The sequence below is a fragment of the Nocardia farcinica genome (assembly GCF_001182745.1).
Taxonomy (GTDB): domain Bacteria; phylum Actinomycetota; class Actinomycetes; order Mycobacteriales; family Mycobacteriaceae; genus Nocardia; species Nocardia farcinica.
Map to the genome: position 1 here is coordinate 435,342 of NZ_LN868939.1, position 23,868 is coordinate 459,209.

Annotated in this window: 21 protein-coding genes; 16 read left to right on the top strand and 5 right to left on the bottom strand. The window is 71.4% G+C overall.

Features of this window, described 5'->3' with window-relative positions:
- Positions 1-47: 47 nt before the first annotated feature.
- Positions 48-1,625, top strand: a complete 1,578-nt coding sequence (locus tag AMO33_RS19140) for a MinD/ParA family ATP-binding protein (protein ID WP_060593786.1) — start codon at positions 48-50, stop codon at positions 1,623-1,625.
- A 3-nt stretch (positions 1,626-1,628) separates the two neighbouring features.
- Here AMO33_RS19140 and AMO33_RS19145 read toward each other — a convergent pair whose 3' ends face one another.
- Positions 1,629-2,525, bottom strand: coding sequence for a LysR family transcriptional regulator (locus tag AMO33_RS19145; protein WP_060593787.1), 897 nt, complete (start codon positions 2,523-2,525; stop codon positions 1,629-1,631).
- Positions 2,526-2,631: 106 nt separating this feature from the next.
- On the opposite strand from AMO33_RS19145, the gene AMO33_RS19150 reads away from it, so the two are divergent.
- From AMO33_RS19150 to AMO33_RS19195, 10 genes are all read left to right on the top strand, one after another.
- The gene (locus AMO33_RS19150) at positions 2,632-3,681 is read left to right on the top strand and encodes an EamA family transporter (RefSeq protein ID WP_229434836.1); all 1,050 of its coding nucleotides are present in this window, start codon (positions 2,632-2,634) and stop codon (positions 3,679-3,681) included.
- 110 nt (positions 3,682-3,791) lie between these two features.
- A complete protein-coding gene (locus AMO33_RS19155) occupies positions 3,792-5,483 on the top strand; it encodes a hydroxysqualene dehydroxylase (RefSeq protein ID WP_228786811.1) in 1,692 nt (563 codons plus the stop codon).
- A 39-nt stretch (positions 5,484-5,522) separates the two neighbouring features.
- The gene (locus AMO33_RS19160; RefSeq protein WP_060595045.1) at positions 5,523-6,152 is read left to right on the top strand and encodes a pyridoxamine 5'-phosphate oxidase family protein; all 630 of its coding nucleotides are present in this window, start codon (positions 5,523-5,525) and stop codon (positions 6,150-6,152) included.
- A gap of 64 nt (positions 6,153-6,216) precedes the next feature.
- Positions 6,217-7,455 (top strand): MurT ligase domain-containing protein, encoded by a 1,239-nt coding sequence (locus tag AMO33_RS19165; protein ID WP_060593790.1) that lies wholly within the window; start codon positions 6,217-6,219, stop codon positions 7,453-7,455.
- A 14-nt stretch (positions 7,456-7,469) separates the two neighbouring features.
- Positions 7,470-8,180, top strand: a complete 711-nt coding sequence (locus tag AMO33_RS19170; protein ID WP_060593791.1) for a type 1 glutamine amidotransferase — start codon at positions 7,470-7,472, stop codon at positions 8,178-8,180.
- 234 nt (positions 8,181-8,414) lie between these two features.
- A complete protein-coding gene (locus AMO33_RS19175) occupies positions 8,415-8,618 on the top strand; it encodes a hypothetical protein (RefSeq protein ID WP_060593792.1) in 204 nt (67 codons plus the stop codon).
- 109 nt (positions 8,619-8,727) lie between these two features.
- Entirely contained in the window at positions 8,728-9,375 is a 648-nt protein-coding gene (locus AMO33_RS19180) for a hypothetical protein (RefSeq protein ID WP_060593793.1), read from the top strand.
- Positions 9,376-9,639: 264 nt separating this feature from the next.
- Entirely contained in the window at positions 9,640-10,239 is a 600-nt protein-coding gene (locus AMO33_RS19185; protein ID WP_060593794.1) for a GAF and ANTAR domain-containing protein, read from the top strand.
- Between the two features lie 15 nt (positions 10,240-10,254).
- The gene (locus AMO33_RS19190; protein WP_060593795.1) at positions 10,255-11,739 is read left to right on the top strand and encodes a PP2C family protein-serine/threonine phosphatase; all 1,485 of its coding nucleotides are present in this window, start codon (positions 10,255-10,257) and stop codon (positions 11,737-11,739) included.
- 90 nt (positions 11,740-11,829) lie between these two features.
- The gene (locus AMO33_RS19195) at positions 11,830-13,455 is read left to right on the top strand and encodes a RecQ family ATP-dependent DNA helicase (RefSeq protein WP_060593796.1); all 1,626 of its coding nucleotides are present in this window, start codon (positions 11,830-11,832) and stop codon (positions 13,453-13,455) included.
- 116 nt (positions 13,456-13,571) lie between these two features.
- Here AMO33_RS19195 and recR read toward each other — a convergent pair whose 3' ends face one another.
- Together recR and AMO33_RS19205 are read right to left on the bottom strand one after the other, a co-directional pair.
- A complete protein-coding gene (gene recR / locus AMO33_RS19200) occupies positions 13,572-14,180 on the bottom strand; it encodes a recombination mediator RecR (protein WP_011206824.1) in 609 nt (202 codons plus the stop codon).
- A 15-nt stretch (positions 14,181-14,195) separates the two neighbouring features.
- Entirely contained in the window at positions 14,196-14,528 is a 333-nt protein-coding gene (locus tag AMO33_RS19205; RefSeq protein ID WP_011206823.1) for a YbaB/EbfC family nucleoid-associated protein, read from the bottom strand.
- A gap of 129 nt (positions 14,529-14,657) precedes the next feature.
- Here AMO33_RS19205 and AMO33_RS19210 point away from each other — a divergent pair, with 129 nt between their 5' ends.
- Genes AMO33_RS19210 through AMO33_RS19220 form a run of 3 tightly spaced genes read left to right on the top strand, consistent with a single transcriptional unit; the run spans position 14,658 to position 16,485 of the window.
- Positions 14,658-15,236: a hypothetical protein gene (locus tag AMO33_RS19210; protein ID WP_060593798.1), complete on the top strand. Its 579-nt coding sequence runs from the start codon at positions 14,658-14,660 to the stop codon at positions 15,234-15,236.
- A 58-nt stretch (positions 15,237-15,294) separates the two neighbouring features.
- Positions 15,295-16,110, top strand: coding sequence for a MerR family transcriptional regulator (locus tag AMO33_RS19215; RefSeq protein ID WP_060593799.1), 816 nt, complete (start codon positions 15,295-15,297; stop codon positions 16,108-16,110).
- A gap of 27 nt (positions 16,111-16,137) precedes the next feature.
- A complete protein-coding gene (locus AMO33_RS19220; RefSeq protein WP_011206820.1) occupies positions 16,138-16,485 on the top strand; it encodes a VOC family protein in 348 nt (115 codons plus the stop codon).
- A gap of 17 nt (positions 16,486-16,502) precedes the next feature.
- Here the strand turns inward: AMO33_RS19220 and AMO33_RS19225 are convergent, their stop codons facing one another.
- Positions 16,503-16,937: an SRPBCC family protein gene (locus tag AMO33_RS19225; RefSeq protein ID WP_011206819.1), complete on the bottom strand. Its 435-nt coding sequence runs from the start codon at positions 16,935-16,937 to the stop codon at positions 16,503-16,505.
- A 190-nt stretch (positions 16,938-17,127) separates the two neighbouring features.
- Here AMO33_RS19225 and AMO33_RS19230 point away from each other — a divergent pair, with 190 nt between their 5' ends.
- On the top strand, positions 17,128-18,585 hold the full coding sequence (locus tag AMO33_RS19230) for an FAD-binding oxidoreductase (protein WP_060593800.1): 1,458 nt from the start codon (positions 17,128-17,130) through the stop codon (positions 18,583-18,585).
- Complete coding sequence (locus AMO33_RS19235; protein ID WP_060593801.1) at positions 18,582-19,898, top strand: class I SAM-dependent methyltransferase; 1,317 nt, start codon at positions 18,582-18,584, stop codon at positions 19,896-19,898. Before AMO33_RS19230 ends, AMO33_RS19235 begins: the two co-directional genes overlap by 4 nt.
- 188 nt (positions 19,899-20,086) lie before the next feature.
- Here the strand turns inward: AMO33_RS19235 and AMO33_RS19240 are convergent, their stop codons facing one another.
- The gene (locus AMO33_RS19240; RefSeq protein WP_179946655.1) at positions 20,087-23,707 is read right to left on the bottom strand and encodes a serine/threonine-protein kinase; all 3,621 of its coding nucleotides are present in this window, start codon (positions 23,705-23,707) and stop codon (positions 20,087-20,089) included.
- Between the last annotated feature and the right edge of the window lie 161 nt (positions 23,708-23,868).

Consider the following 23,868-nt stretch of genomic DNA (forward strand, 5'->3'; position numbering starts at 1 on the left):
ACAACGACCACAATCCGACCTCTCCGCCGTGGCTGCAGAGTCATCCGGTGGATACGGCCGAACCCTCCGCATCGTCGAAGGCGCAGGACGAGCACGATCCCACCGACACCGCCGCCGAGCCGGGTGAGCAGGCCGAATCCGCCACCGCCGCACGCACACCCGAGGCCGGTGAGCCCGCGCCCGAGCCGGCTGCGGCCGGCTTCGCGCCACCCGGTTTCGGTCCCGAGGGTGCCGGGCCCGCGCCCGATCAGTTCGCCCCGTACGGCTCCGGCCAGTTCGCGCAGGCGGGCGCGCCGCACCCGGGCGGTTTCGCGCCGCCGCCACCACCGCAGCCCGGCCCGCCGAGCGCTCCCTACAGCGAATACCGCCAGGAGATCGGTCCGGACGGCATGGTCCGCCGGGTTCCCCAGGACGGCGCGGAAGGCGTTGGCCCGCAATCGTCCACGGGTGAGCAGCCGAGCTACAGCTGGGCCCCTCCGCCGCCGCCCACGGCGCCGATGCCGCCGCAGCAGCCGCCGATGTACCAGCAGCCCGGTGGCGCACCGGATCCCGGCCAGCCGTGGCCGGGTGGGCCGCAGCAGTACGGCCAGCCACCCCAGCAGTTCGGGCAGCCCCAGCCGCAGTTCGGGCAGCCGCCACAGCCGCAGTACGGTCAGCCGCAGATGCCGCCCGGGCATTCGGTCAACGACCTGAATCTGCTCAAGCGGGCCAGGCGCGCACCGCGCAGCGGCTGGCGCCGGGCCGTGCACAAGGCCTCCGGCGGCATCATCAATCCCGGTGAGTCCGCGGCCGACATCGTCTATCGCGACCTGGTCGAGCGCGTCAATCAGCCGGTGCGCGGTGATTACCGGATCGCGATCCTCTCGCTCAAGGGCGGCGTCGGCAAGACCACCACGACCGTCGGTCTCGGCTCCACCTTCGCCTCGCTGCGCGGCGACCGCGTCATCGCCATCGACGCCAATCCCGACCTGGGCACCCTCGCCCACCGGGTGCCCCGCCAGACCCGGTCGACGGTGCGCAACCTGCTCGAAGACCAGCACATCTCCCGGTACTCCGACGTGCGCGCGCACACCTCGCAGGCACCGAGCCGACTGGAAGTGCTTGCTTCCGAACAGGATCCGGCGGTGTCGGAGGCGTTCAGCGAGGCCGATTACCGCAAGGCGATCGGCATCCTGCAGTCGTTCTACAACATCATCCTCACCGACTGCGGCACCGGCCTGATGCACTCGGCGATGGCAGGCGTGCTCGACATGGCCAGCTCGCTGGTGCTGGTCACCTCGCCCGCCATCGACGGCGCGCGCAGCGCCTCGGCCACCCTGGACTGGCTCGAGCACCACGGCTACGGCAAGCTGGTCGAGCGAACCGTGGTGGTGGTCAACGCGTCCCGGCGCGGCGCGTCCACGGTCGACCTGGATCAGCTGCGCAAGCTGTTCCTCGATCGCACCCGCGCGGTGCAGGTCGTGCCGTTCGACGACCACCTGGCCGAGGGCGCCGAGATCGACCTGGAACTGGTGAGCAAACCGACCCGGCGGGCCCTGCTCGAGCTGGCCGCGATGGTCGCCGACGATTTCGGCTACGTCGGTGCGCAGCAGTATCAGCAGCCCGGCCCGATGGACCGGCGCTGAGGCTCATTCGGCCGTGATGCGCCGCGCCGCCTCGGCGAAGGCGGCCAGCACGGTCGCCACCGCCGGGCGGCGCTCGGCGCGCGGCCTGGTGACCAGGTCGTAACTGCGCGCCGCGCGCACGCCGGACAGCCGGAGCACCACCACCTCGGGGTGGGTCACGGCGAAGCGCGGCATCAGCGCCACCCCGTAACCGGCCGCGACCAGCGCCTCGATGGCACGGAAGTCGTTGAGGCGCTGAGCGATCCGTGGCTGCACCCCGGTGACGGTCGCGATCGACTCGAGCACGTCGTCGACGGGGAAGCCGCCGCGCACGCTCAGCCAGCTCTCCTCGGCGAGTTCGGCGGGGGCGACGGCGCGCTGCCTGGCCAGCCGGTGCCCGGGCGGGACCACGACGTCGATGGGTTCGCGCATCAGGAAGCGGGTGCTCACGCGCGGCCCGGCGAGCGGTCCGGAGCGTTCGTCGCGGTGGGTCAGCACGATGTCGTAGTCGGCCAGCAGCGGCGGCACCGCGCTCGGCGGCACGTCCTCGTCGCGGGCGACCACGTCGATCTCGCTGTCGGCCAGCGCGGGCAGCACCAGCGGCAGCAGCAGCGCGGCGCCGGAGGGGAACAACGCCACCCGCACCCGCCCGCGCGGGGATTCGCGGTAGTGCGCCATTTCCGCGGCGGCCCGGTCCATCGCGGCCAGCACCTCGTCGGCGCGCACGACCAGCGCCTGCCCGGCATCGGTGAGCCGGATGCGGCGGCCGTCGGGCTCCAGCAGCGGCACCCCGGCCTCCTTGGCGAGCACCTTGAGCTGCTGGGAGACGGCCGAGGGCGTCATGGACAGCGCGGCGGCGGTGGCGGCGATGGTGCCGCGGTCGGCGAAGGCGCGCAGCACCCGCAGGCGATCCAGGGACATCGACGGCCCCGCCATCGCACACCTCACAATCGTGTAGAGCAACTACAATATCAGTCCATATTTATTCGATTGTGCTGATGATTGCCACGGCTCGACGATGGGACGCGTGACCTTCCGCGACCGCCTGCTCGGCCTCACCGTCGTCCTGCTCTGGGGCCTGAACTTCCTGGCCATCCGCGCCGGGCTCGACCACTTCCCGCCGCTGTTCTTCGCGGCCCTGCGCTTCGTCGTGCCGGCGGTGCCGGTGCTGCTGTTCGTGCCGAGACCCCGGGTGCCGCTGCGCTGGCTGCTGCTCTACGGCACCGGTTTCGGCGTCCTGCAATTCGCCTTCCTGTTCACCGCCATGCGCGAAGGCATGCCGACCGGGCTGGCCTCGCTGGTCTTGCAGTCCTCGGCGCCGTTCACCGTGGTGCTGGGTGCGCTGCTGCTGCGGGAGCGGCTCGCGCCGCGGCAACTGCTCGGTCTGGCGATCGCCACCGGGGGCATCACCGTCATCGGCGCGGACCGGCTGGAGCAGGCCGCGCTGCTGCCGCTGCTGCTGACCCTGGCCGCCGGACTCGGCTGGGCCTTCGGCAACATCGGCTCCCGGCTCGCGGTGGCGTCCGGGCCGGGCGTCGACCCGCTGCACCTGACCCTGTGGATGACCGTGGTCCCGCCGATCCCGCTGTTCGCGCTCTCGGCGCTCACCGAAGGACCCGGCGCGGGAGTGCGGGCGCTGGCCGAGCTCGCGAGCCCGACCGGCCCGGCCGCACTGGCCGGTCTGGCCTACATCGTGGTGCTCGGCACCGTCGCCGGATCGGGGCTGTGGACCTACCTGATGAGCCGCTACCCGGCCGGCGCCGTCGCGCCCCTGTCGCTGCTGGTGCCCGTGGTGGGGATCGCGGCGGCCTGGCTGGTGCTCGACGAAACCCCGAGCGGCACCGAGCTGGCCGGCGCGGTGGTGGTGATCGCGGGCGCCTTCCTCACCACCGTCGGCGGGCGCGGTACCGCCTCGACCCCGGCCGGGATCGACGAAGCGCCGCGCAGTGTGCCCGGTCGCGGTAGTGTCCCCGACGATGCGCGGCGCGCGGGCGACGTTCCCGCAACCGGCGTCTGCGCGTCGGGAACCGCGGCGGGGTCGGCTGGGAATGCCCCGGGTGTGATCCCTACAGTGTGAGCACGGTGCAGGTTGGTTCGGCGAGGCTAGGCAGCAGAGTGCGGATGGCAGATCAGCGGTGGGCCGTTTCCCGGCGGACGATGCTTCGCGGAGCGGTTGCGGTGGGGGCGATGACGGCGGGCGCCGCCTGGGGCGCCGGACCCGCGCTCGCGGCGCCGGCCGGCAAGCGCGTCGCGGTGCTCGGCGGCGGCGTCGCCGGTCTCACCGCAGCCCACGAACTGGCCGAACGCGGATTCGAGGTCACCGTCTACGAACGCAGGGCGCTCGGCGGCAAGGCCCGCAGCATCCCGGTGCCCGGCACCGCCGCGGGCGGACGGCCCGAACTGCCCGGCGAACACGGCTTCCGCTTCTTTCCCGGCTTCTACCAGCACATTCCCGACACCATGCGGCGAATCCCGTTCGGCGCCAACCCGGATGGGGTGTGGAACAACCTGGTCGCGGTGCCGGAAGCGCGGTTCGCCCGCCGCGACGGCGACGATTTCCGGGTCGGCCTCGACCTCACCGCGCCGCCGGACCCGTCCGCGCCCGGATTCGCCGAAACCCTCGGCGCGGCACTGGCCACCGCGCTGAAGGTCAGCGCCGCCGAGGGCCTGTTCTTCGCCAACCGGCTGATGGTGTTCAACACCAGTTGCGACGCACGGCGATTCGGTCAGTGGGAGCACATGGCGTGGCTGGACTTCGTGCGCGGGCACGAGCGCTCGCACGAGTTCCGCACGCTGCTCTCGCGCACCCTCACCAGCATCATGGTCGCCGCCAAGGACAGCCTCGCCAGCGTCCGCACCATCGGCAACATGGGTGAACAGTTCCTCGGCAATCCGCTGGGGATCGGCAACGACGGTGCGCTGGACCGGGTGCTCAACGGCCCGACCAATCTGGCCTGGATCGACCCGTGGACCCAGCGGCTGCGGGCGCTGGGGGTGCGGTTCGCGCTGGGCAGCGAGGTACGCGGGCTCGAGGTGCGCGACCGGCGCGTCACGGGCGCGCGCATCGTCGACGAGACCGGCGCCGCGCGCACCGTCGAGGCCGATCATTTCGTGGTCGCGCTGGCCGCCGAGCAGGCGCGGGCGCTGTGGTCGCCCGAGGTACTCGCGGTGCGCCCGGAACTGGAGGGCATGCACCGGCTGGTGGTCGACTGGATGACCGGCATCCAGTTCTACCTGCGCCGCACCACCGACATCTCCCCCGGCCACACCGCCTACATCGATTCGCCGTGGTCGCTGACCTCGATCGGCCAGAACCACCTGTGGGCGCGCAAGCTCACCGAGTTCGGCGACGGCAGCGTGCAGGACTGCCTCTCGGTGGACATCTCCGACTGGCACACCCCCGGCATCCTCTACGGCAAACCGGCGATGGAGTGCACCCACGAGGAGATCGCCCGCGAGGTCTGGGCGCAGCTGCGCGCCCACCTCAACGACCGGGAGGAATTGCTGCGCGATGCCGACCTGCACTCCTGGTTCCTCGACCCGGCGATCGTCTGGCAGGCCGACACCGGGCGCAACACCAACGCCGACCCGCTGCTGATCAACACCGCGGGCTCGTGGGAGCTGCGCCCGGAACCGCACGGTGATCTGGAAAACCTGTACTTGGCAGGCGATTACGTGCGCACCAACGTGGATCTGGCCACCATGGAGGGCGCCAACGAATCGGCCCGCGCCGCGGTGAACACCCTGCTCGACGTCACCGGCTCCGACGCGCCCCGCTGCCGGATGTACACCCTGCACCGGGCCGCGGAACTCGAGCCGCTGCGCCGCATCGACGAAGACCGGTACCGGGCGGGCCTGCCCAACGCCCTCGACGTCTGACCCGTGGTGCGCCGCCGCGCGCGGTGCTTCAATCGGACGGTGACGAGCACCGAGATCACCGACCCGGCCGACCTGCGCGCACTGCTCGGCGAGGTGTCGCCCCGCGTGGCGAACAAGGACCGTACCGCGCTGCACCCCCGCGATCGCGAATGGATCGCCACCTCTCCGTTCCTGGTGATGAGCACCTGCGACGCCGAGGGCCGCTGCGATGCCTCCCCCAAGGGCGACCCGGCGGGCTTCGTGCACGTGCTCGACGACCACACCCTGGCCATCCCCGAGCGCCCCGGCAACCGCCGCGCCGACGGCTACCGCAACATCCTGTCCAATCCGCACGTCGGCCTGCTGTTCCTCATCCCGGGTCGGCCGGAGACGCTGCGCATCAACGGCCGGGCCCGGCTGGTGCGTGACGCTCCTTACTTCGATGCGATGGTGGTGCGCGGACACCGGCCCGTCCTGGCGGTCGAAGTCGCCATCGAACAGATCTTCTTCCACTGCGCCAAGGCCTTCCTGCGCAGCCACCTGTGGCAGCCCGACCAGTGGCCCGAAGACCGCCTGCCGAGTGCGGCGTGCCTGGTCAAAGAGGTGCAGAGCGGGGTGACCGAGACGCTGGCCGAGCTGGAGGAGTACTACAGCCCGGCCAACTACGAGCGCAAGCTCTACCAGTCCTGAGCCGACCGCACGAGCGCGCACCCGCCGCGCGCCCGATGCGCCGATCGCACATACACTCGCCTGCGTGGCGGACTTTTCGATACGCGGGCGGATCGCCCTGCGGGCCGCGGCGGCCGCGTCGTGGGCGTCGCGGCGCGCGGGCCGCGGCAACGGTTCGATGATCGGCGGCCTGATCGCGCTGAAGATCGACCCGACGATCATGACGCAGCTCGGCCGCGGGCGGCGGACCGTGCTGATCACCGGAACCAACGGCAAATCGACCACCACCAGGATGACCACGGCCGCGCTCGGCACGCTCGGCGCGGTCGCCACCCAGGCCGACGGCGCCAACATGGACGCGGGCATCGTCGCGGCACTCAGCAGGCACCCCGGTGTGGCGCTGGCCGCGATCGAGGTGGACGAACTGCACCTGCCGCACGTCAGCGACGCGCTCGAGCCGGCGGCGGTGGTGCTGCTCAATCTCAGCCGCGACCAGCTCGACCGGGTCGGCGAGATCAACATGATCGAGCGCAGGCTGCGCGCCGGGCTGGCCAAGCATCCCGACACCGTCGTCGTCGCCAACTGCGACGACGTGCTGATGACCTCGATCACCTACGACCACCCGAATGTGGTGTGGGTGGCCGCGGGCAGCGGCTGGGCGATGGACGCCACCAGTTGCCCGCGCAGCGGCGAGCCGATCGTCTGGGAGGGCACGCACTGGCGCAGCACCGGTGCCGATTTCGAACGGCCGCAGCCGGATTGGTGGCTGGAGGGCGAGGAACTGGTCGGCCCGGACGGCACCCGTTACCCGCTGCATCTGGCGCTGCCCGGCCGGGCCAACCGGGGCAACGCGGCGCAGGCGGTCGCGGCGGCGGTCGCGCTGGGCGCCGAGCCCGCCAAGGCGGTGGTCGCCACCGGCACCGTGCGCGAGATCGCCGGACGCTACAAGACCGTGCAGGTCGGGCCGCATTCGGCGCGGCTGCTGCTGGCGAAGAACCCGGCGGGCTGGCAGGAGGCGCTGTCGATGATCGACCATTCCGCCTCGGGTCTGGTGATCGCGGTGAACGGGCAGGTCCCCGACGGCGAGGATCTGTCCTGGCTGTGGGACGTGCGGTTCGAGCATTTCGAGGACGTGCAGGTGGTGGCCGCGGGCGAGCGCGCCACCGACCTGGCGGTGCGGCTCACCTACGCGGGCGTGGCGCACACCACCGTGCCGGATCCGTTGCGCGCCATCGCCTCCTGCCCGCCCGGGCAGGTGGAGGTGCTGGCCAACTACACCGCCTTCCGTGACCTCAACCGCGATCTGGAGGCACGGCGGGCATGACGCGGGAACGGACGATGGGCGAGTCGACGGTACGGATCGGGCTGGTGCTGCCCGACGTGATGGGCACCTACGGCGACGGCGGCAACGCGCTGGTGCTGCGGCAGCGGCTGCGCATGCGCGGGTACGACGCCGAGATCGTGGAGATCAACCTCACCGACCCGGTGCCCGAGACGCTGGACATCTACACCCTCGGCGGTGCCGAGGATTCGGCACAGCGGCTGGCCACCCGGCACCTGTGCCGCTACCCCGGCCTGCAGCAGGCCGCCGCGAAAGGCGCGCCGGTGCTCGCCATCTGCGCGGCCATCCAGGTGCTCGGCAACTGGTACGAGACCTCCTCCGGCGAGCGTGTGGAGGGCGTCGGCCTGATCGACGTGACCACCGCCCCCCAGGACAAGCGCGCCATCGGCGAGGTCGTCACCGCCCCCACCGTGCCCGGCCTCACCGAACCGCTCACCGGTTTCGAGAACCACCGCGGCGGAACCACTCTCGGCCCGGACGCCACCGGCCTGGCGCGGGTCACCCGCGGGGTCGGCAACGGTGTCGGCGACGGCCGCGAGGGCGTGGTACAGGGCTCGGTCATCGGCACCTACATGCACGGCCCCGCGCTGGCGCGCAACCCCGAACTCGCCGACCTGCTGCTGTGCCGCGCCCTCGGCGTCGACTCCCTGCCGCCGCTCGACCTGCCCGAAGTGACGCAACTGCGGCGCGAGCGGCTGCGCGCCTGACTCACCGGGCCGGCAGGCCCACCGCCCCAGTCGACGGCACCACGGATCGGCCGTCACCGGCGTCAGGCCCGCGCCGCGCGCCGCGGTCTCCGTCCACACCGTCCGCGTCGGGCCGGGTGTCGGTGGGCCGTGGTGTGATGGGATCCGCCCGGAGGGAACGACACGCCAACGGCGTCCCCCCATCCGGGTAAGCACGGTGTAAGACCGAATCATCGACGCTCGTCAGGAGGGCATATGCGCACACCGGGCTGCCGGTCCTGCGACACCGCGGTGGATCACTGCCACGGCACGCTGATCGTGCACGTGAGCCGGGTCGAGGAGTGCACCGAGCCGGACTGCTTCGACCTCGACCACGCGCGGCACACCTTCGTCGTCGACTGCGGCGACATCGCGGGCGGCTGCGCCTGCGCGGCCACCGAAGTCCGGCGCACCGCCTGAGCGGGTCAGCGGCCGGAGGCGGCAGCGAAGCGTCACCACGCAGGCGGTGGCGAAGCGTCACCACGCAGGCCGCGGCGGAGCACCACCCGCCCGCCCGTAGGCTGGCCTGGTGAACTACGACCACGTGCTGCTGCCCTCGGGGGCCGCGACGACGCTGTCCGAGGTCGACGCCTACCTGACGGCGCAGCGGGGCCTGCCGCAGTCGGCGGCGGTGGCGGCGATGGCCGGGCAGATCAACGAACGCAACGCGGCGCTGCCGGAGGAGGATGCCTTCCTCGCCGACAACGCCGAGGTGGGCGGCGGCCCCACCGGCGACGTGCTGCACGTGGCCTGCCCGTACGACGCGATCGGCCACGTGCGGGCGCTGCTGTTCGAACTCGCCACCCCGCGCGGCTACGCCGTCTACGATCCGCAGCTGGCCTGGCTGCTCGATCCCGCGGGCCACGTCCCGGTGACGGTCACCCACGGCGGCGCGGGCGAGTTCCCGTACCTCACCCAAGCCCTTGTCCGGCAGTGGGTCCCGGAACTGGCCGACCCCAATCCGTATCTCATCGTGGAGCGGGCGCCGCACCACTACATCCAGACCTATCGGGGCGGGGCCGAGGAGTTCACCGTCGAGTACCGCGACGGCGGCCCGGACCGCCATTTCGGCATCACCCTCACCACCCCGGCCGAGGTGTCGGCCCTGATCTGGTCGTGGACCAGCGGCGACCACGCGGCGGTGGCGGCGCAGCCCTGGGCACGGGTCGAGTTCTGAGCTGGGCGGTCCCCGCACACCCGGTCGGCGTATCGGACGGATTCCTGGGTACTGCGATGCCAGGACAGTGCCGGTGCGAACGGAAGGTGTCGACATGGCCCCGGAGTCCCGCTCCGCACCCGTGACCGGAACGATCGCAGATGCGGTGCAAGCTCAACCCGCCGTGGATCAACTCGTCGCTGCCTCCGCGCGGATGTCGGGGTTCTTCCTGACCGCGGCACGGCGGGCACGGCGCTGAAACTGATCACCTCGCTGGCGACGGAGATGGTGGCGCCCACGTCGGGCGCCGGGATCAGCATGCTGGACGGCAGCGGCGCGCGGATGACCGCGGCCGCGACCGGTGAGGTCGTCGAGGAGGCCGACAGTCTGCAATACCAACTCGGCGCGGGCCCGTGCCTGACCGCGTGGGCCGACCGGGTGGTGGTGCGCGTCGACGACTTCGGGACCGATCAGCGCTGGCCGGAGTGGTCGCGGCGGGCGGCGCGGCTGGGTTTGGCGTCGTCGCTGAGCGCACCGCTGGTGGCGGGTACGCAGGCCCTGGGCGCGATCAAGATCTACGGTGCGCGGCCCGGCATCTGCGGGCAGCGCGAGGAACATCTGCTGTCGATGTTCTCCTCCCAGGCCGCCATGCTGCTGGCGCACATGCGCGCGGCCGACGACGCCGAACGTGTCAGCGGGCTGATCGCCGAGAGCCTGCGGGGGCGGGACGTGATCAATCTGGCCAAGGGCATCATCATGGCCAGGGACCGGGTCGACGAACGGGGTGCCTTCCTGATCCTGGCGAGTACCGCCCGCAACCAGAACGTCCCGGTGCGGCGGGTCGCGGAACGGGTGGCGATGTCGACCGTGCCCCGTCGACGGTGACCGGAGACCACGTCGATGACCGACCGGCCAGCCCACGACGCCGCGGACCGCGCCCGTGAGCAGCGGCACAGCCTCGTGCTCGCCTTGAAAGGCGCCCAGCTGAGCATGGAGGAGCTCTGGCTGGAGTATTTCGCGCTGAGCGGCACGCTCGGCTTCCCGCAGATCAACGCCTACGTGCGCGGTGGCGACAGCCTGCCCGCGCTCGATCGCGACATTCTCGCCCAGGTCGTCAACGAACACCTGGACCGGCGGTCGCGCACCAAACGCGCCACCTACAGCCGGACCCTGCGCGAGTCCGAGCCCACCGGTGGTCCGTTGTCGGCACTGGTCGAGCTTCTCGAGGGCGCCCACGGGGCGCCGCCCGAGCGACTGCCCGCCCTCGCCGCCGCCGCGGGCCGGGCACTGGGCGTGCACATCGAGATGTACTTGATCGATTACGGCCAGCGGCGATTGCTCCGCGCCGACGAGCCGGGCGGGGATTCCGGATACGACATCGACACCACCCTGCCGGGCCGGGCCTTCCGTTTCGTGCAGACCCTACCGTCCTACGCGCCGGACCTCCCGCGGCTGTGGATGCCGCTGCTGGACGGCAACGAGCGGGTCGGGGTGCTCGACATCCAGGTCGCCGACCCCGAGGATCTGGCCGACCCGCGGCTGCGAGCGCAATGCGGGTGGGTGTCGAAGCTGATCGGTCACCTCGTCTCGGTGATGACGGGATACGGAGACGGTCTGGAGCGGGTCCGGTTGCGCGCGGTCCGCAGCCCCAACGCCGAGCTGATCTGGTCGATGCTGCCGCCGTTGACCGCGGTGGTGGACGGCTTCGTGATCGCCGGCGTGGTGGAGCCCAGGCACGACCTCAACGGTGACGCCTTCGACTACGCGCTGTCCGGCACCACCGCGCAACTGATCGTGCTGGACGCGGTGGGTCATGACGCCCAGAGCGGCCTGATCGCGGCCACCGCGCTGGCCGCCTACCGCAGCGTCCGCCGCGCGGGCCACGGCCTGTTCGAGCAGGCGCGCGTCATCGATGAGGCGATCGCCACCCAGTTCGGCAACAGCAAGTTCGCCACCGCCGTGCTCGCCGAGCTGGACCTGGGCACCGGGCGGTTGCGCTACATCAACGCCGGGCACCCGGAGCCGATGATCATGCGCGGCGGCAAGATGGTCAAACCGCTGCCGGGTGGGCGCCGAATGCCGCTCGGCCTGGGCAGCGGCGATCTCACCGTCGGTGAGGAGGTGCTGCAACCGCAGGACTGGCTGCTGCTCTACACCGACGGCATCACCGAGGCCCGTGATCCGGATGGCGCCTTCTTCGGCGAGACCCGCCTGTTCGACTTCCTGCGGCGCGAGGCGGCGTCGGGCCACCCGCCGCCGGAGACCGCCCGCCGGCTCATCAATGCCGTCCTCACCCACCAGCGCGGCACCCTCCAGGACGACGCCACCGTCCTGCTCGCCCGCTGGACCGTCCCGGCGGTCGCCGATCCGGTTTCCCGGCGCTGATTCCGGCTACGCGCCGGACATGCCCGATATCGCGTCACCCGTGCCCACCGCCCGACCGACCACCGTTCGCGCACAGCCGGGCGGCGTTCGATGACGACGGCCGCGCGCCTGCGCCGGATCGCCGAACAGACCTTCGGATTGCCCCACCTCTACGACGAGCAACTGCGCGCCATGGAGCTGGTGCTGGCCGGGCACGACGTGCTGGCCGTGCTGCCCAGCGGCGGTGGCAAGTCCGCGATCTACCAGGTGCCCGCGCTGCTGCTGGACGGGCCGACGGTGGTGGTGTCGCCGCTGATCGCGTTGCAGCACGACCAGATGGAGGGCATCGAGGAGACCGATGCGCCACCCGCCGTGGCGCTGAACTCGGCCCAGCGCGGCCGGGCGCGACGCGAGGCGTGGGCGGCGCTGCGCCGCGGCGACGCCCGCTATGTGTTCCTCTCCCCCGAACAGCTGGCCAAGCCGGAGGTCGTCGACGCACTCGCCGACCTCGGTGTCGCCCTGTTCGCGGTGGACGAGGCGCACTGTATCTCGGCCTGGGGCCACGACTTCCGGCCCGATTACCTGCGGTTGGGCGAGGTGCGCGAGCGCCTGGGCGGCCCGCGGGTGATCGCGTTGACCGCGACCGCGGCGGCCCCGGTGCGCCGCGACATCGTCGAGCGGCTTGGCATGCGCGACCACCGGGAGGTGGTCACCTCCTTCGACCGGCCGAACCTGTTTCTGGCCGCGCACCGGTTCACCTCCGAGGCCGACAAGCACGCGGCCGCGCTCGCCCGCGTGGGTGAGCTGGCCGCCGAGAACCGGTGCGGCCTGGTGTACACCGCCAGCCGCAGCGGCGCCGACCGGTTCGCCCGCGACCTGGCCGGCACCGGCGTCCGTACCGCCCGCTACCACGCGGGCATGAAGGCAGCCGACCGCGAGCGGGTGCATCAGGACTTCCTCGCCGACACCGTCGACGTGGTGGTGGCCACCTCGGCCTTCGGCATGGGGATCGACAAGCCCGGCGTCCGGTTCGTCGTGCACGCCTCGGTGCCGGATTCGCTGGACTCCTACTACCAGCAGATCGGGCGGGCCGGACGCGACGGCGAACCGGCACGCGCCGAGTTGTACTACCGCCCCGAGGATTTGAGCTTGCAGCGGTTCCTCACCACCAACAAGCCGCCCGCCGACACGCTGGAGGCGGTCGCGCGCGCCCTCGCGCGCCACCCCCTGCCGCCGCGCCGACTGGCCGAGGCGGTCGACGCACCGCCCGCCCGCCGCACCCGGGCGATCAACCTGCTCGAACAGATCGGCGCGCTCACCACCACCGCCGACGGACGGCTCGGCTTCACGACCGACCTCACCCCCGACGAGGCCGCCGACCAGGCCCACCGGGCGGCCGACGCGCACGAAACCCTGATCCGCTCACGACTGGACATGCTGCGCGGCTACGCCGAGACCACCGACTGCCGCCGCCGCTTCCTGCTCGAGTACTTCGGGGAACGGCTGCCGCAGCGGTGCGGCAACTGCGACACCTGTGCGGCCGGCACGGCCGAGCGACGTACCGGCGAGGCCGCCGACTTCCCGACCGATGCCAGGGTCACGCACCCGGAATGGGGTGCGGGCGTGGTCCTTTCGGCACACGAGGACCACCTGACCGTGCTGTTCGACGACTACGGCTACAAGACGCTGTCGCTGACGCAGGTGCGCGAGCGCGACCTGCTGACCCGCATCGACTGAGCACTCCGGCCCACGGGGCAACACCCGCCCACAGCACAGCGCCCGCCCACGGCACAACGCCGCCCACGGTGCAGCGCCCGCCTACGGTGCGGTGCCGACCGGCAACACCGCGCCGACTAGAGCGCGCGACGTCCGGACAGCGCGCGGCCGAGCGTCAGTTCGTCGGCGAACTCCAGGTCACCGCCCATCGGCAAGCCCGACGCCAGCCGGGTCACGGTCAGCCCCGGGAAATCGCGCAACATGCGCACCAGGTAGGTCGCCGTCGCCTCGCCCTCGGTGTTGGGGTCGGTGGCGATGATGACCTCGGCGACGTCGACCCCGTCGTCCTGATTGCCGATGCGCGCCAGCAACTCCCGGATGCGCAGCTGATCGGGGCCGACACCGCTGAGCGGGTCGAGCGCGCCGCCGAGCACGTGATAGCGGCCGCGGAACTCGCGCGTCCGCTCGATGGCCTGGACGTCCTTCGGCTCTTCGACGACGCAGATCATGGTCCGGTCGCGGCGCGGGTCGGCGCAGATGCGGCACAGCTCGCCGTCGGAGACGGTGCCGCACACCACGCAGAACTGCACCCCGTCACGGACCTTCTGCAATGCCGCCTGCAACCGGTCGATCTCCGGTGGCTCGACCTGCAACAGGTGGAAGGCGATGCGCTGCGCGCTCTTGGGACCGACGCCGGGCAGCTTGCCCAACTCGTCGATCAGATCCTGTACCGGCCCTTCGTACAACCGCGGCGTCCTCGCTCAGAAACCGGGCAGGCCCGGCATCGAACCGCCGCCCGCGAGCGGGCCGAGGCGCTCGGCGGCCAACTGCTGGGCCCGGGCCATCGCGTCGTTGATCGCGCCGATGACCAGATCCTGCAGGCCCTCCACGTCCTCGGGGTCGACGACCTTCGGGTCGATGGTCAGCGCCTGCACCTCACCGGTGGCCTTGATGGTGGCCTTCACCAGCCCACCACCGGCCTGGCCCTCGACCTCGGTGGCGGCGATCTCGGCCTGCGCCTGCATCACCGCTTCCTGCATCTGCTGGGCCTGGGCGAGCAACTGCTGCATGTCGAACTGACCACCGGGCTGCACGGCACGTCCTCTCTGGCGGGATTGTCACGGTTCAGCGTAGTCGCCGCCGAACCCCGTTTGTGGCGCACCCGTGCGGGCATACGCTCGGAACCGGGTCGGGACCCGGTGCGGTGAATTCTGGAGACAGCAATGAGCGCTAACCGACTTCTCTTCCGTGGCGTGCTCGCCCTCGCGCTGAGCCTGCCCGCCCTGTTCCTCGGCGCCGCGAACGCCGCCGCCGACGCCGATGTCCGTACCGTCGCCGCCGACTACGGCGGCGGTTGTGTGTTGTACCCGGACAACAAGGCGGCGACCCTGGATTCGCTGCGTCTGCGCTGCTCGCCGGAACAGCAGGACGCCATCTTCCGGGACGCGCCCGCGGGCGCGGTGCCGATGGGTGTCACCAACGGTTGGGTGGTCCGCCCGGTCTATGTGCAGGGGATCGCGCCCGCCTTCTGGGTCGGCAAGACCTTCTACACCGGGCCCGACGGCGGCTTCCTGATGAACCGGGTGACCGGCGCGGGCCTGGAGGCCTGGCGCGCCGACGTCTACCGGGCACCGTCGCTGATGGACGGCGAAGAAGCGTGGGCGCTGAACTACAACCCCTCGCCGACCCCGCCGCTCTACGACGAGATCCGCGAGGTCACCCCCGGTGTGTGGCTCGGGTACTCGTGGTGGCGGGGCTTCTTCCAGACCACGCTGCTGCTGACCTTCGCGCTGGCGAACTGAGCCCGGGGCAGCGCGGCGGCTTGACTCTCCCCGTGCTGGAGGGTGTTCGCTGGTCCCCATGACAGCGACCGTCACCATCGGTGAGTTCGCCCGGCTCTCGCACCTGAGCGTGAAGACGCTGCGGTACTACCACGACATCGGCCTGCTCGCCCCCGCCGAGGTCGACCGGGACACCGGCTACCGCCGCTACGGCACCGACCAGGTGGACCGGGCGCACCTGATCCGCAGGCTCCGCGAGCTCGACATGCCGCTGCCGGAGATCCGCGCCGTGCTCGCCGCCCCCGACACCGCCGCCCGCGACGCCACCCTGCGCGCCCACCTGGCCAGGATGGAAGCCGAACTGCGGCGCACCGCCCAGGTGGTGGCCTCGCTGCGGGCGCTGCTGACCCCCGCCGACCCGTTGCCCGTCGAGTACCGCGAGCTGCCCGCGGTCCGGGCGCTGGCGCTGCGGGAGGTGGTGAGCAAGGACGACATCGACCTGTGGTGCGCCGCGGCCTTCCCGCGCCTGTACGCGGCGCTCGCGGGCGTCGGCGTCGCCCCGGCCGGGCCGGCCGGCGCCACCTACGCGCTGGAGTTCTTCGCCGAGGACGCCGGCGAGGTGACCGCGTTCGTGCCGATCACCCCGGCGCTCGCGCTCGACCCGCCGCACGGGCTGACGATGCTCGACCTGCCCGCCCGCCACGTCGCGATCGCGGTGCACCGCGGCCCGTTCGAGGACTTCGACCGCACCTACGGCGCGCTCGGCAGCCACGTGGCCGAACACGACCGGGCACTGCCCGAGCCGGTCCGCGAGGTCTACCTCGTCGGCCCCGGCGACACCCCCGACCCCGAGAACTACCGCACCGAGGTCTGCTGGCCCGTCAGCAGGTCGTGAACCCGACCCACCACCGAGGAGAAACCCATGTCGCTGTCCATCGCCGCCGTCACCTTCGACTGCACCGACGCCGCGAAGCTGGCCGGATTCTGGAGCGAATTGCTCGACCGCCCGGTCGATCCCGAGGCCAACCAGTACTTCGCCTCGATCGGGCGCGGCTCCGGCGGCCAGGCGCTGATGTTCATCCAGGTGCCCGACCGGACGCCCGGCAAGAACGTCATCCATCTCGACCTGCACGCCGACGACCGGCAGGCCCAGGTCGACCGGGCGCTGGCGCTGGGCGCCGAGCACCGCGGTGAATTCGACGAATACGGCGTCCGGTGGACGACCCTGGCCGACCCCGAAGGCAACCTCTTCGACATCGCCGCCGAATAGCCGCCGCGGGTGGGCGCTCAGCCCAGTTCGCGCTTCAGGTTCTCCAGCACCTCGGCCTGGATCTTCTTCAGGCCGAGCGGGGCGAAGATGCCCTCGAAGATGCCCGACACCCCGCCCGCGCCCTGCCAGGCGGTGCGCAGCGTGACCCGTGCGCCCGCGCCCTCCGGCGTGACGGTCCAGGTGTTGACCAGGGAGGAGTTGGCGTCGCGCTCGGTCACGATGGAATCGGAGACCGAGACGACCGCCCGCACGTTGCGTGCGCGCTTCTGGGTGGCCTGCAGCGTCCATTCGGCCACGGTGCCCGCGCCCTTGCCGCCCTCGACGACCTTGTAGTCGCGGTAGTGCGCGGAGAGGATGCGCGGGCGCACCGTCTCGTAGTCCGCGATGGCCTCGAGCGCGCGCTTCGGATCGGCCGCAACGGTGATCGAACTGCTGGCGCTGACCTGTCCCACAATGAGCTCCTTGTCCGGGTGCGATGTCTCGACGACACCAATCCTGCCCTGCCGCACGGCAGAACGGGACCTCACCCTCGCACTGTCGCCGTGACCACCGGGTATTCCCGATGCAACATCTCCGTGACATTTCTCCCCGGCCGGGTACCTCGTGGTGGCCCGCCCGCGACGGGAGTACTAGCGTCGAGGGGTGGCAGTGAGTCTGGGGAAGGCCGGTCACACTCCGGCCGCACGCGAATCAGGGTATGCCGCGCATCGAGCGGGTGTGGACCGCCTTCTGGCGAGTTACCACGCCATCCCGCCCGAGGCCACCGTGCGCCTGGCGAAGAAGACCTCCAACCTGTTCCGGGCCAGGGCCGCGAACCCGGCGCCCGGACTGGACGTCTCCGGCCTGACGCGGGTCATCGCCGTGGACCCGGAGGCACGCACCGCCGACGTGGCGGGCATGACCACCTACGAGGATCTGGTCGCGACCACCCTCCCCTACGGGCTGGCGCCGCTGGTGGTGCCGCAACTCAAGACCATCACCCTGGGTGGCGCGGTGACCGGGCTCGGCATCGAGTCCACCTCCTTCCGCAACGGCCTGCCGCACGAGTCCGTGCTGGAGATGGACGTGCTCACCGGCGCGGGCGAGATCCTCACCGTGACACCGGACGGCGAGCACGCCGACCTGTTCCGCGGCTTCCCGAACTCCTACGGCACCCTCGGCTACACCGTCCGGCTGAAGATCGAACTGGAGCCGGTGCCGCGCTACGTGGCGCTGCGGCACGTGCGCTTCCACGACCTGCGCGAGCTCGAGGCCGCCATCGCCGCCGTCGTCGAGGACCGCAGCTACGACGGCGAGCGCGTCGACTACCTCGACGGCGTGGTGTTCACCGCCACCGAGAGCTACCTGACCCTGGGCAGGCAGACCGACGAACCGGGCCCGGTCAGCGACTACACCGGGATGGACATCTACTACCGCTCCATCCAGCACGACTCGCCGCACCCGAAACGGGACCGGCTGACCGTCCACGACTACCTGTGGCGCTGGGACACCGACTGGTTCTGGTGCTCGCGCGCCTTCGGCACCCAGAACCCGAAGATCCGCCGGTTCTGGCCGAAGCGGTACCGGCGCAGCAGCTTCTACTGGAAGCTGGTCGCGCTCGACCACAAGTACCACATCGGCGACAAGATCGAGGCGCGCAAGGGCAACCCCCCGCGCGAGCGGGTGGTGCAGGACATCGAGGTGCCGGTGGAGCGCACCGCCGACTTCGTGTCGTGGTTCCTGCGTGAGATCCCGATCGAGCCGATCTGGCTGTGCCCGTTGCGGCTGCGCGCCGAGGGTCCGGCAGTGTCCGGCGCGGGGGCGGCCGGCACGCGAGCCTGGCCCCTGTACCCGCTCGAGCGCGACCGCACCTACGTGAACGTCGGATTCTGGTCGGCGGTACCCACCGTCCCCGGCCAACCCGAGGGCGCGGCCAACCGCGCGATCGAACGCACCGTGACCGAGTTCGACGGGCACAAATCGCTGTACTCGGATTCGTATTACGACAAGGATGAGTTCGCGGCACTGTACGGCGGCGACAGCTACACCGAACTGAAGAAACGCTACGACCCGGACCAGCGCCTGCTGGATTTGTATTCGAAGGCGGTGCAACGCAAATGACGACATTCAAGGACCGTTCCGACGTCTTCGCGGATCTCGGTACCAAGCTCAGCATTGCCGAGATCTTCGAGACCCTGATCGACGGCGAGGTCCCGATCCGGCTGACCGCCTACGACGGCAGCTCGACCGGACCCGCCGATTCGCGGTATTCCCTCGACATCCGCACCCCGCGCGGCATCAACTACCTGGCGACCGCGCCGGGCGACCTCGGTATGGCGCGCGCCTACATCTCCGGCGACATGACCGCGGGCGGGGTCCACCCGGGCGACCCGTACGAGGCGCTGAAGGCCCTGCAGAACATGAAGTTCCGGCGGCCCTCGGCGCTGGCGCTGGTGACCATCGCCCGCTCGCTGGGCTGGGAGCGGCTCAAGCCGGTCGCGCCGCCGCCGCAGGAGACCCTGCCGCGCTGGCGCCGCATCGCCTTCGAGGGCCTGCGGCACACCAAGGGCCGCGACGCCGAGGCGATCCACCACCACTACGACGTCTCGAACACCTTCTACGAGTACGTGCTCGGCCCCTCGATGACCTACACCTGCGCGGTCTACGGCGACGAGAACTGGACCCTGGAGCAGGCGCAGGAGAACAAGTACCGGCTGATCTTCGACAAGCTGCGGCTGAAGGAAGGCGACCGGCTGCTCGACATCGGCTGCGGCTGGGGCGGCATGGTGCGCTATGCCGCCCGGCGTGGAGTGCGCGTGATCGGCGCGACGCTGTCGGCCGAGCAGGCCGACTGGGCGCAGAAGAAGATCGCCGAGGAGGGCCTGGGCGACCTGGCCGAGGTGCGCCACTGCGACTACCGCGACGTGCCGGAGACCGATTTCGACGCGGTGTCCTCGATCGGGCTCACCGAACACATCGGCGTGCACAACTACCCGTTCTACTTCGGCTACATCAAGAGCAAGCTGCGCGACGGCGGCCTGTTCCTCAACCACTGCATCACCCGCCCGGACAACACCCGCAGCACCAAGGCCGGTGACTTCATCGACCGCTACGTCTTCCCCGACGGCGAACTGATCGGTTCCGGGCGCATCATCTCCGACATCCAGAACGTCGGACTCGAGGTGCTGCACGAGGAGAACCTGCGCGAGCACTACGCGCTCACGCTGCACGAATGGTGCAAGAACCTGGTCGCCAACTGGGACGCCTGCGTCGCCGAGGTCGGCGAGGGCACCGCCAAGGTGTGGGGCCTGTACATGGCCGGTTCGCGGCTGGGCTTCCAGCGCAATGTCGTGCAGCTGCACCAGGTACTCGGCGTCAAGCTGCCCGCCGACGGCGACTGGACGGTGCCGCTGCGCCCCTGGTGGAAGCCCTAGCGAAAGGCGCTACCGCCGCCGGCCGCTGACCCGTTCAGCCGTGCCTGATTTCGGCTGAGCGGGGCGGCCTGCGTGGTGACGCTGCGCTACCGCCTCCGGCCGCTGACCCGCTCAGCTGTGCCTGATTTCGGCTGAGCGGGGCGGCCTGCGTGGTGACGCTGCGCTACCGCCTCCGGCCGCTGACCCGCTCAGCCGAGCACCTCGTCGAGGAAGTGGGTGGGGAGTCGCGTCTCATCCGCGTTCTCGGGGCTCAGGTGCAGTTCACCGCGGAGTACCCGCAGGATCGCGACCACGCGGGGTCCGGCGTCGAGCAGCGGCCGTGGCCAGCCCAGCCGCGCGCACACCTGGGCGGCGGGCACGAGCATGGCCGTGGCCTCCCCCACCCAGCCCGACGCGGCCAGGGTCTCGGCCAGCAGCAGCGCGGTGTCGAGTTCGGCGCGCGGGCGACCCTGCTCGGTGGTGCGCCCGTAGAGCGCGCGGGCTCGCCGCACCGGCGCGTCGTCGGTGTGCGAGGGGCGCGCGGCCAGCATCGCGCGCACGGCCGCGGTCTCCTCGGCCTCGGCGATCAGCGCCGCCACCCCGGTGGCCCGGCGCAGGCCGGGCCCCGGCCCGCTCTCGGTCGCGGGCTCCACCGGAAGTCCGAGGCGCAGCCGTTCGGCGCGCACGTGCGCGGCGAGGCGGGGCAGCTCGTACTCGCGGGCGATGCGCTCGCCCTCCTCGAGCCGCGCCGCCGCCGTCGCGAGATCACCGCGCACGGCCTTGACCCGCGCGCCGGTCACGAAGGTCGCCAGCAGGAAGTCGACGGTGCCGACCCTGGTCACCAGCTGGTGGCTCTCGTCGAGCAACCGGTCCGCGGTGGCGAGATCACCCGCCCGGTACGTCAACTCGCCCAGCATCGCCGAGGCCACCCGCACGCCGTGGGAACGCGGACCCGCCCGGCTGTGCGCGACCTCCCACGCCCGCTCGAAATAATCGTTCGCCCCGGGGATGTCGAGCTGTTCGTAGGCGGCCGCGCCCTGCGCGCACAATCCGAACACCGTCCCCAGCGGATCCTTGGACTTCTCGTGATAGGGCTGGGCCCACTCCTGGATCTGCCGCGCACCGTCGAAGTCGAACGTGCACAACCGCACGTAGGAGACCACGTTCGCCGCGGTGGAGACGGTCCAGGCGGGCAGGTCGTCGGGATTGTCCAGGCAGTCGGCCACCTGGTCGAGCACGCCGTCGGTCTGATCGCGGGTGACCGCGTCGGCCGCCGCGAGCACCGCGGCCTCGCAGCGTTGCCGGTTCGTCTCGTCCTCGCCGCTGCCGCCGGGCAGCATGTTGGTGAGCTTGCCGAGGGCGCTGCGGGCCGCGCCGGACTGCTGCAGGTTGACATTCGCCCTGGCCACCGCCATCAGCAACTTGGAGCGCGAGGTCACCTGCTGCACCGGCAGTTTCGAGACGGTGCCGAGCAGCGTGGCCAGCCGGGAGCCGTCGATGAGGTCCATGCCGCCGCCCTCGACGAGATCCAGCGCCAGCTTGAGATCGGTGGCGGCGAGCGCGTGGTCCACCGACTTGCGCAGGAACTGGTGCTCGGCGTACCAGCGGGACGCCTTGCGGTGCAGCGCCCGCAGCTGCGCCGCGTCGGTGCGCTCGAGCCGGGCGCGCAGGTGCTCGGCGAACAACGGCTGCATCCGGTACCACTCGGGGTCGTGTTCGATGCGGCGCAGGAACAGCTCGCGCTGCTCGGCCTGCGCCAGCAGCAGCTCGGCCTCACTGTCCTCGGACAACGCCGCCGCCAGCGAGGCGTTGACCCGCTCGGTCACCGAGATCGCGGTGAGGAAGTCGAGCATCCGCGGTTCGAGCGTGTCCAGGACGTTCTCGGCCAGATACTCGCGAATACCGTGGCCGCCTTCGGGCAGCGCGGAGATCAGCCGCTGCGGGTCGGGGTTGCCGCGCAACGCCAGGCTGACCAGCTGCACCGCGGCCGGCCAGCCGTCGGTCACCCGGTGGATCTGCTCGACCTGCTTGTCGGTGAGCTCGAAGCCGTTGCGTTCCACCAGGATCTGCCCGGTCTCGGCGCGGGTCAGCCGCAGCTGCGCCGAACCGATCTCCACCAGCTCGTCGTGCACCCGCATCGAGTTCACCGGCAGCCCGGACTGGTCCCGGCTGGTCACCACGAACCGCAGGTGATGGCAGCCGTTGTCCAGCAGCGCCGCCATCGCGCGGTGGGCGCCGGGATCGGTGATGCGATGCCAGTCCTCGATCACCACCACGATCGTCTCCCCGCCCGCGTGCACCTCGTCGATCAGCGTGCTGATCACGAAGGCCACCGCGTCGGCGGGGCGTTCCTCGAGCGCCTGGTCCAGACCCGCGCCGATGGCCGGCCGCACCCGGTGGATGGCCTGCAGCAGGTGCGCCAGGAACCACACCTCGTTGTCGTCGTCGTGGTCCAGCCCGATCCAGGCCACCGGGACACCCTGGTCGGTCAGCTCGGCCCGCCACTGCGCGGCGACGGTGCTCTTGCCGAACCCCGCGGGCGCGTGGATCAACGCCAACCTGCGCCGCCCGCCCGCCCGCAGCACCTCCAGCAGGCGCGGGCGCGGCACCGGCGCCCTGGCCGGCGTCGGTGGCCGGAACTTGGTGGCCGCGGTCGGCGGCGGGGTGGTGCTGGTGGCGCCCGGCGGATGTTGGGAGACGTTCGGCCGCAGCGTCAACGGCCAGCTGCGCCGCGCCGTCACCGACGGCCTGGCCCGGGTGGAGAACTGGGTCCGGATCGAGGGATGGGGTTCGGTCGCCCGTACCTCGCCCAGGTCGTCGAGCAGCACCGCGGTATCCAGCAACGCCATCTCGTCGGGCAGCTGCCCGAGGGCGCGCTGGGCCGCGCGCAGCATCTCCCCGAACTCGAACGCCGACTCCGGCCGCTGCTGCGGATCCGGCGACATGGCCCGCTCGATCGCCTCGGCCACCGGCGCCGGAATGTCCTGCTCACGCAGGTCGGGCACCGGCTGGGTGGTGATCCGCAGGAACTGCGCCACCACCTTCTCCCCGGCCTGCCGCTCGAACGCGGCGTGCCCGGTGAGCAGCGCGAACAGCGTCGCGCCCAGCCCGTAGACGTCCGAGCGCACGGTCGGTTCCTCGCCCTTGAGCACCTCGGGCGCGGTGAAGGCGGGCGAGCCGGTGATCATGCTGCTCGAGGTGCGGAAACCGCCCGGGATACGCGCGATCCCGAAATCGGTGAGCTGCGGTTCGCCGTAACTGCTGAGCAGCACGTTGCCCGGTTTGACGTCGCGGTGCAGGATCTGCGCGCGGTGCGCGCTCTCGATGGCCCCCGCCAGCTTCACCCCGACGCGCAGCGTGTCGGCCCAACCCAGCGGACCCTGCTCGTGGATGAGTTGTTCGAGCGAACCGTGCGTGCAGTAGGGCATCACGATGAACGGCAACCCGCTGGCGGTGACATCGACCTGCAGGATGTCGACGATGTTCGGGTGGCCGGAGAGCCTGCCCATCGCCTGCTCCTCGCGCAGGAACCGCTCGCGGCTCTCGGCGTCCATGTCCGGTGGGAGCACCTTGACCGCGACGACGCGCTCCAGTGCGGTCTGCAGGCACCGATACACCACGCCGAAACCACCGCGGCCGATCTCCACCGCACCGGACAGTCCGGCAGCCTCGAGTTCGTCGGCGATACCGATCGGTTCGTTGCGCTGGGTCGGTTCGTTGTGCCTGCCCGCGGGCGCGGCGTCGGCGCGACCGGCATCGGCCTCCCGGTCGCTCGAATCGTCCTGGGCGGCTTCGGGTTCGGAACCTGCCGAACGCGACTGACGCTTCACCTTGACCACCTCGTGCCGACGACGTCGGACCCGGGGCAGCCGCCGCGAGCCCGAATTGCCTGCGCATCTCCAACGTAGCGCGGCAGGGTCGCGGTTTGGTGGAGTTCCACACGCGGGTCGCGCGCCGCCGGAGACAGCGAAGAGCCCGCCACCGGAACACG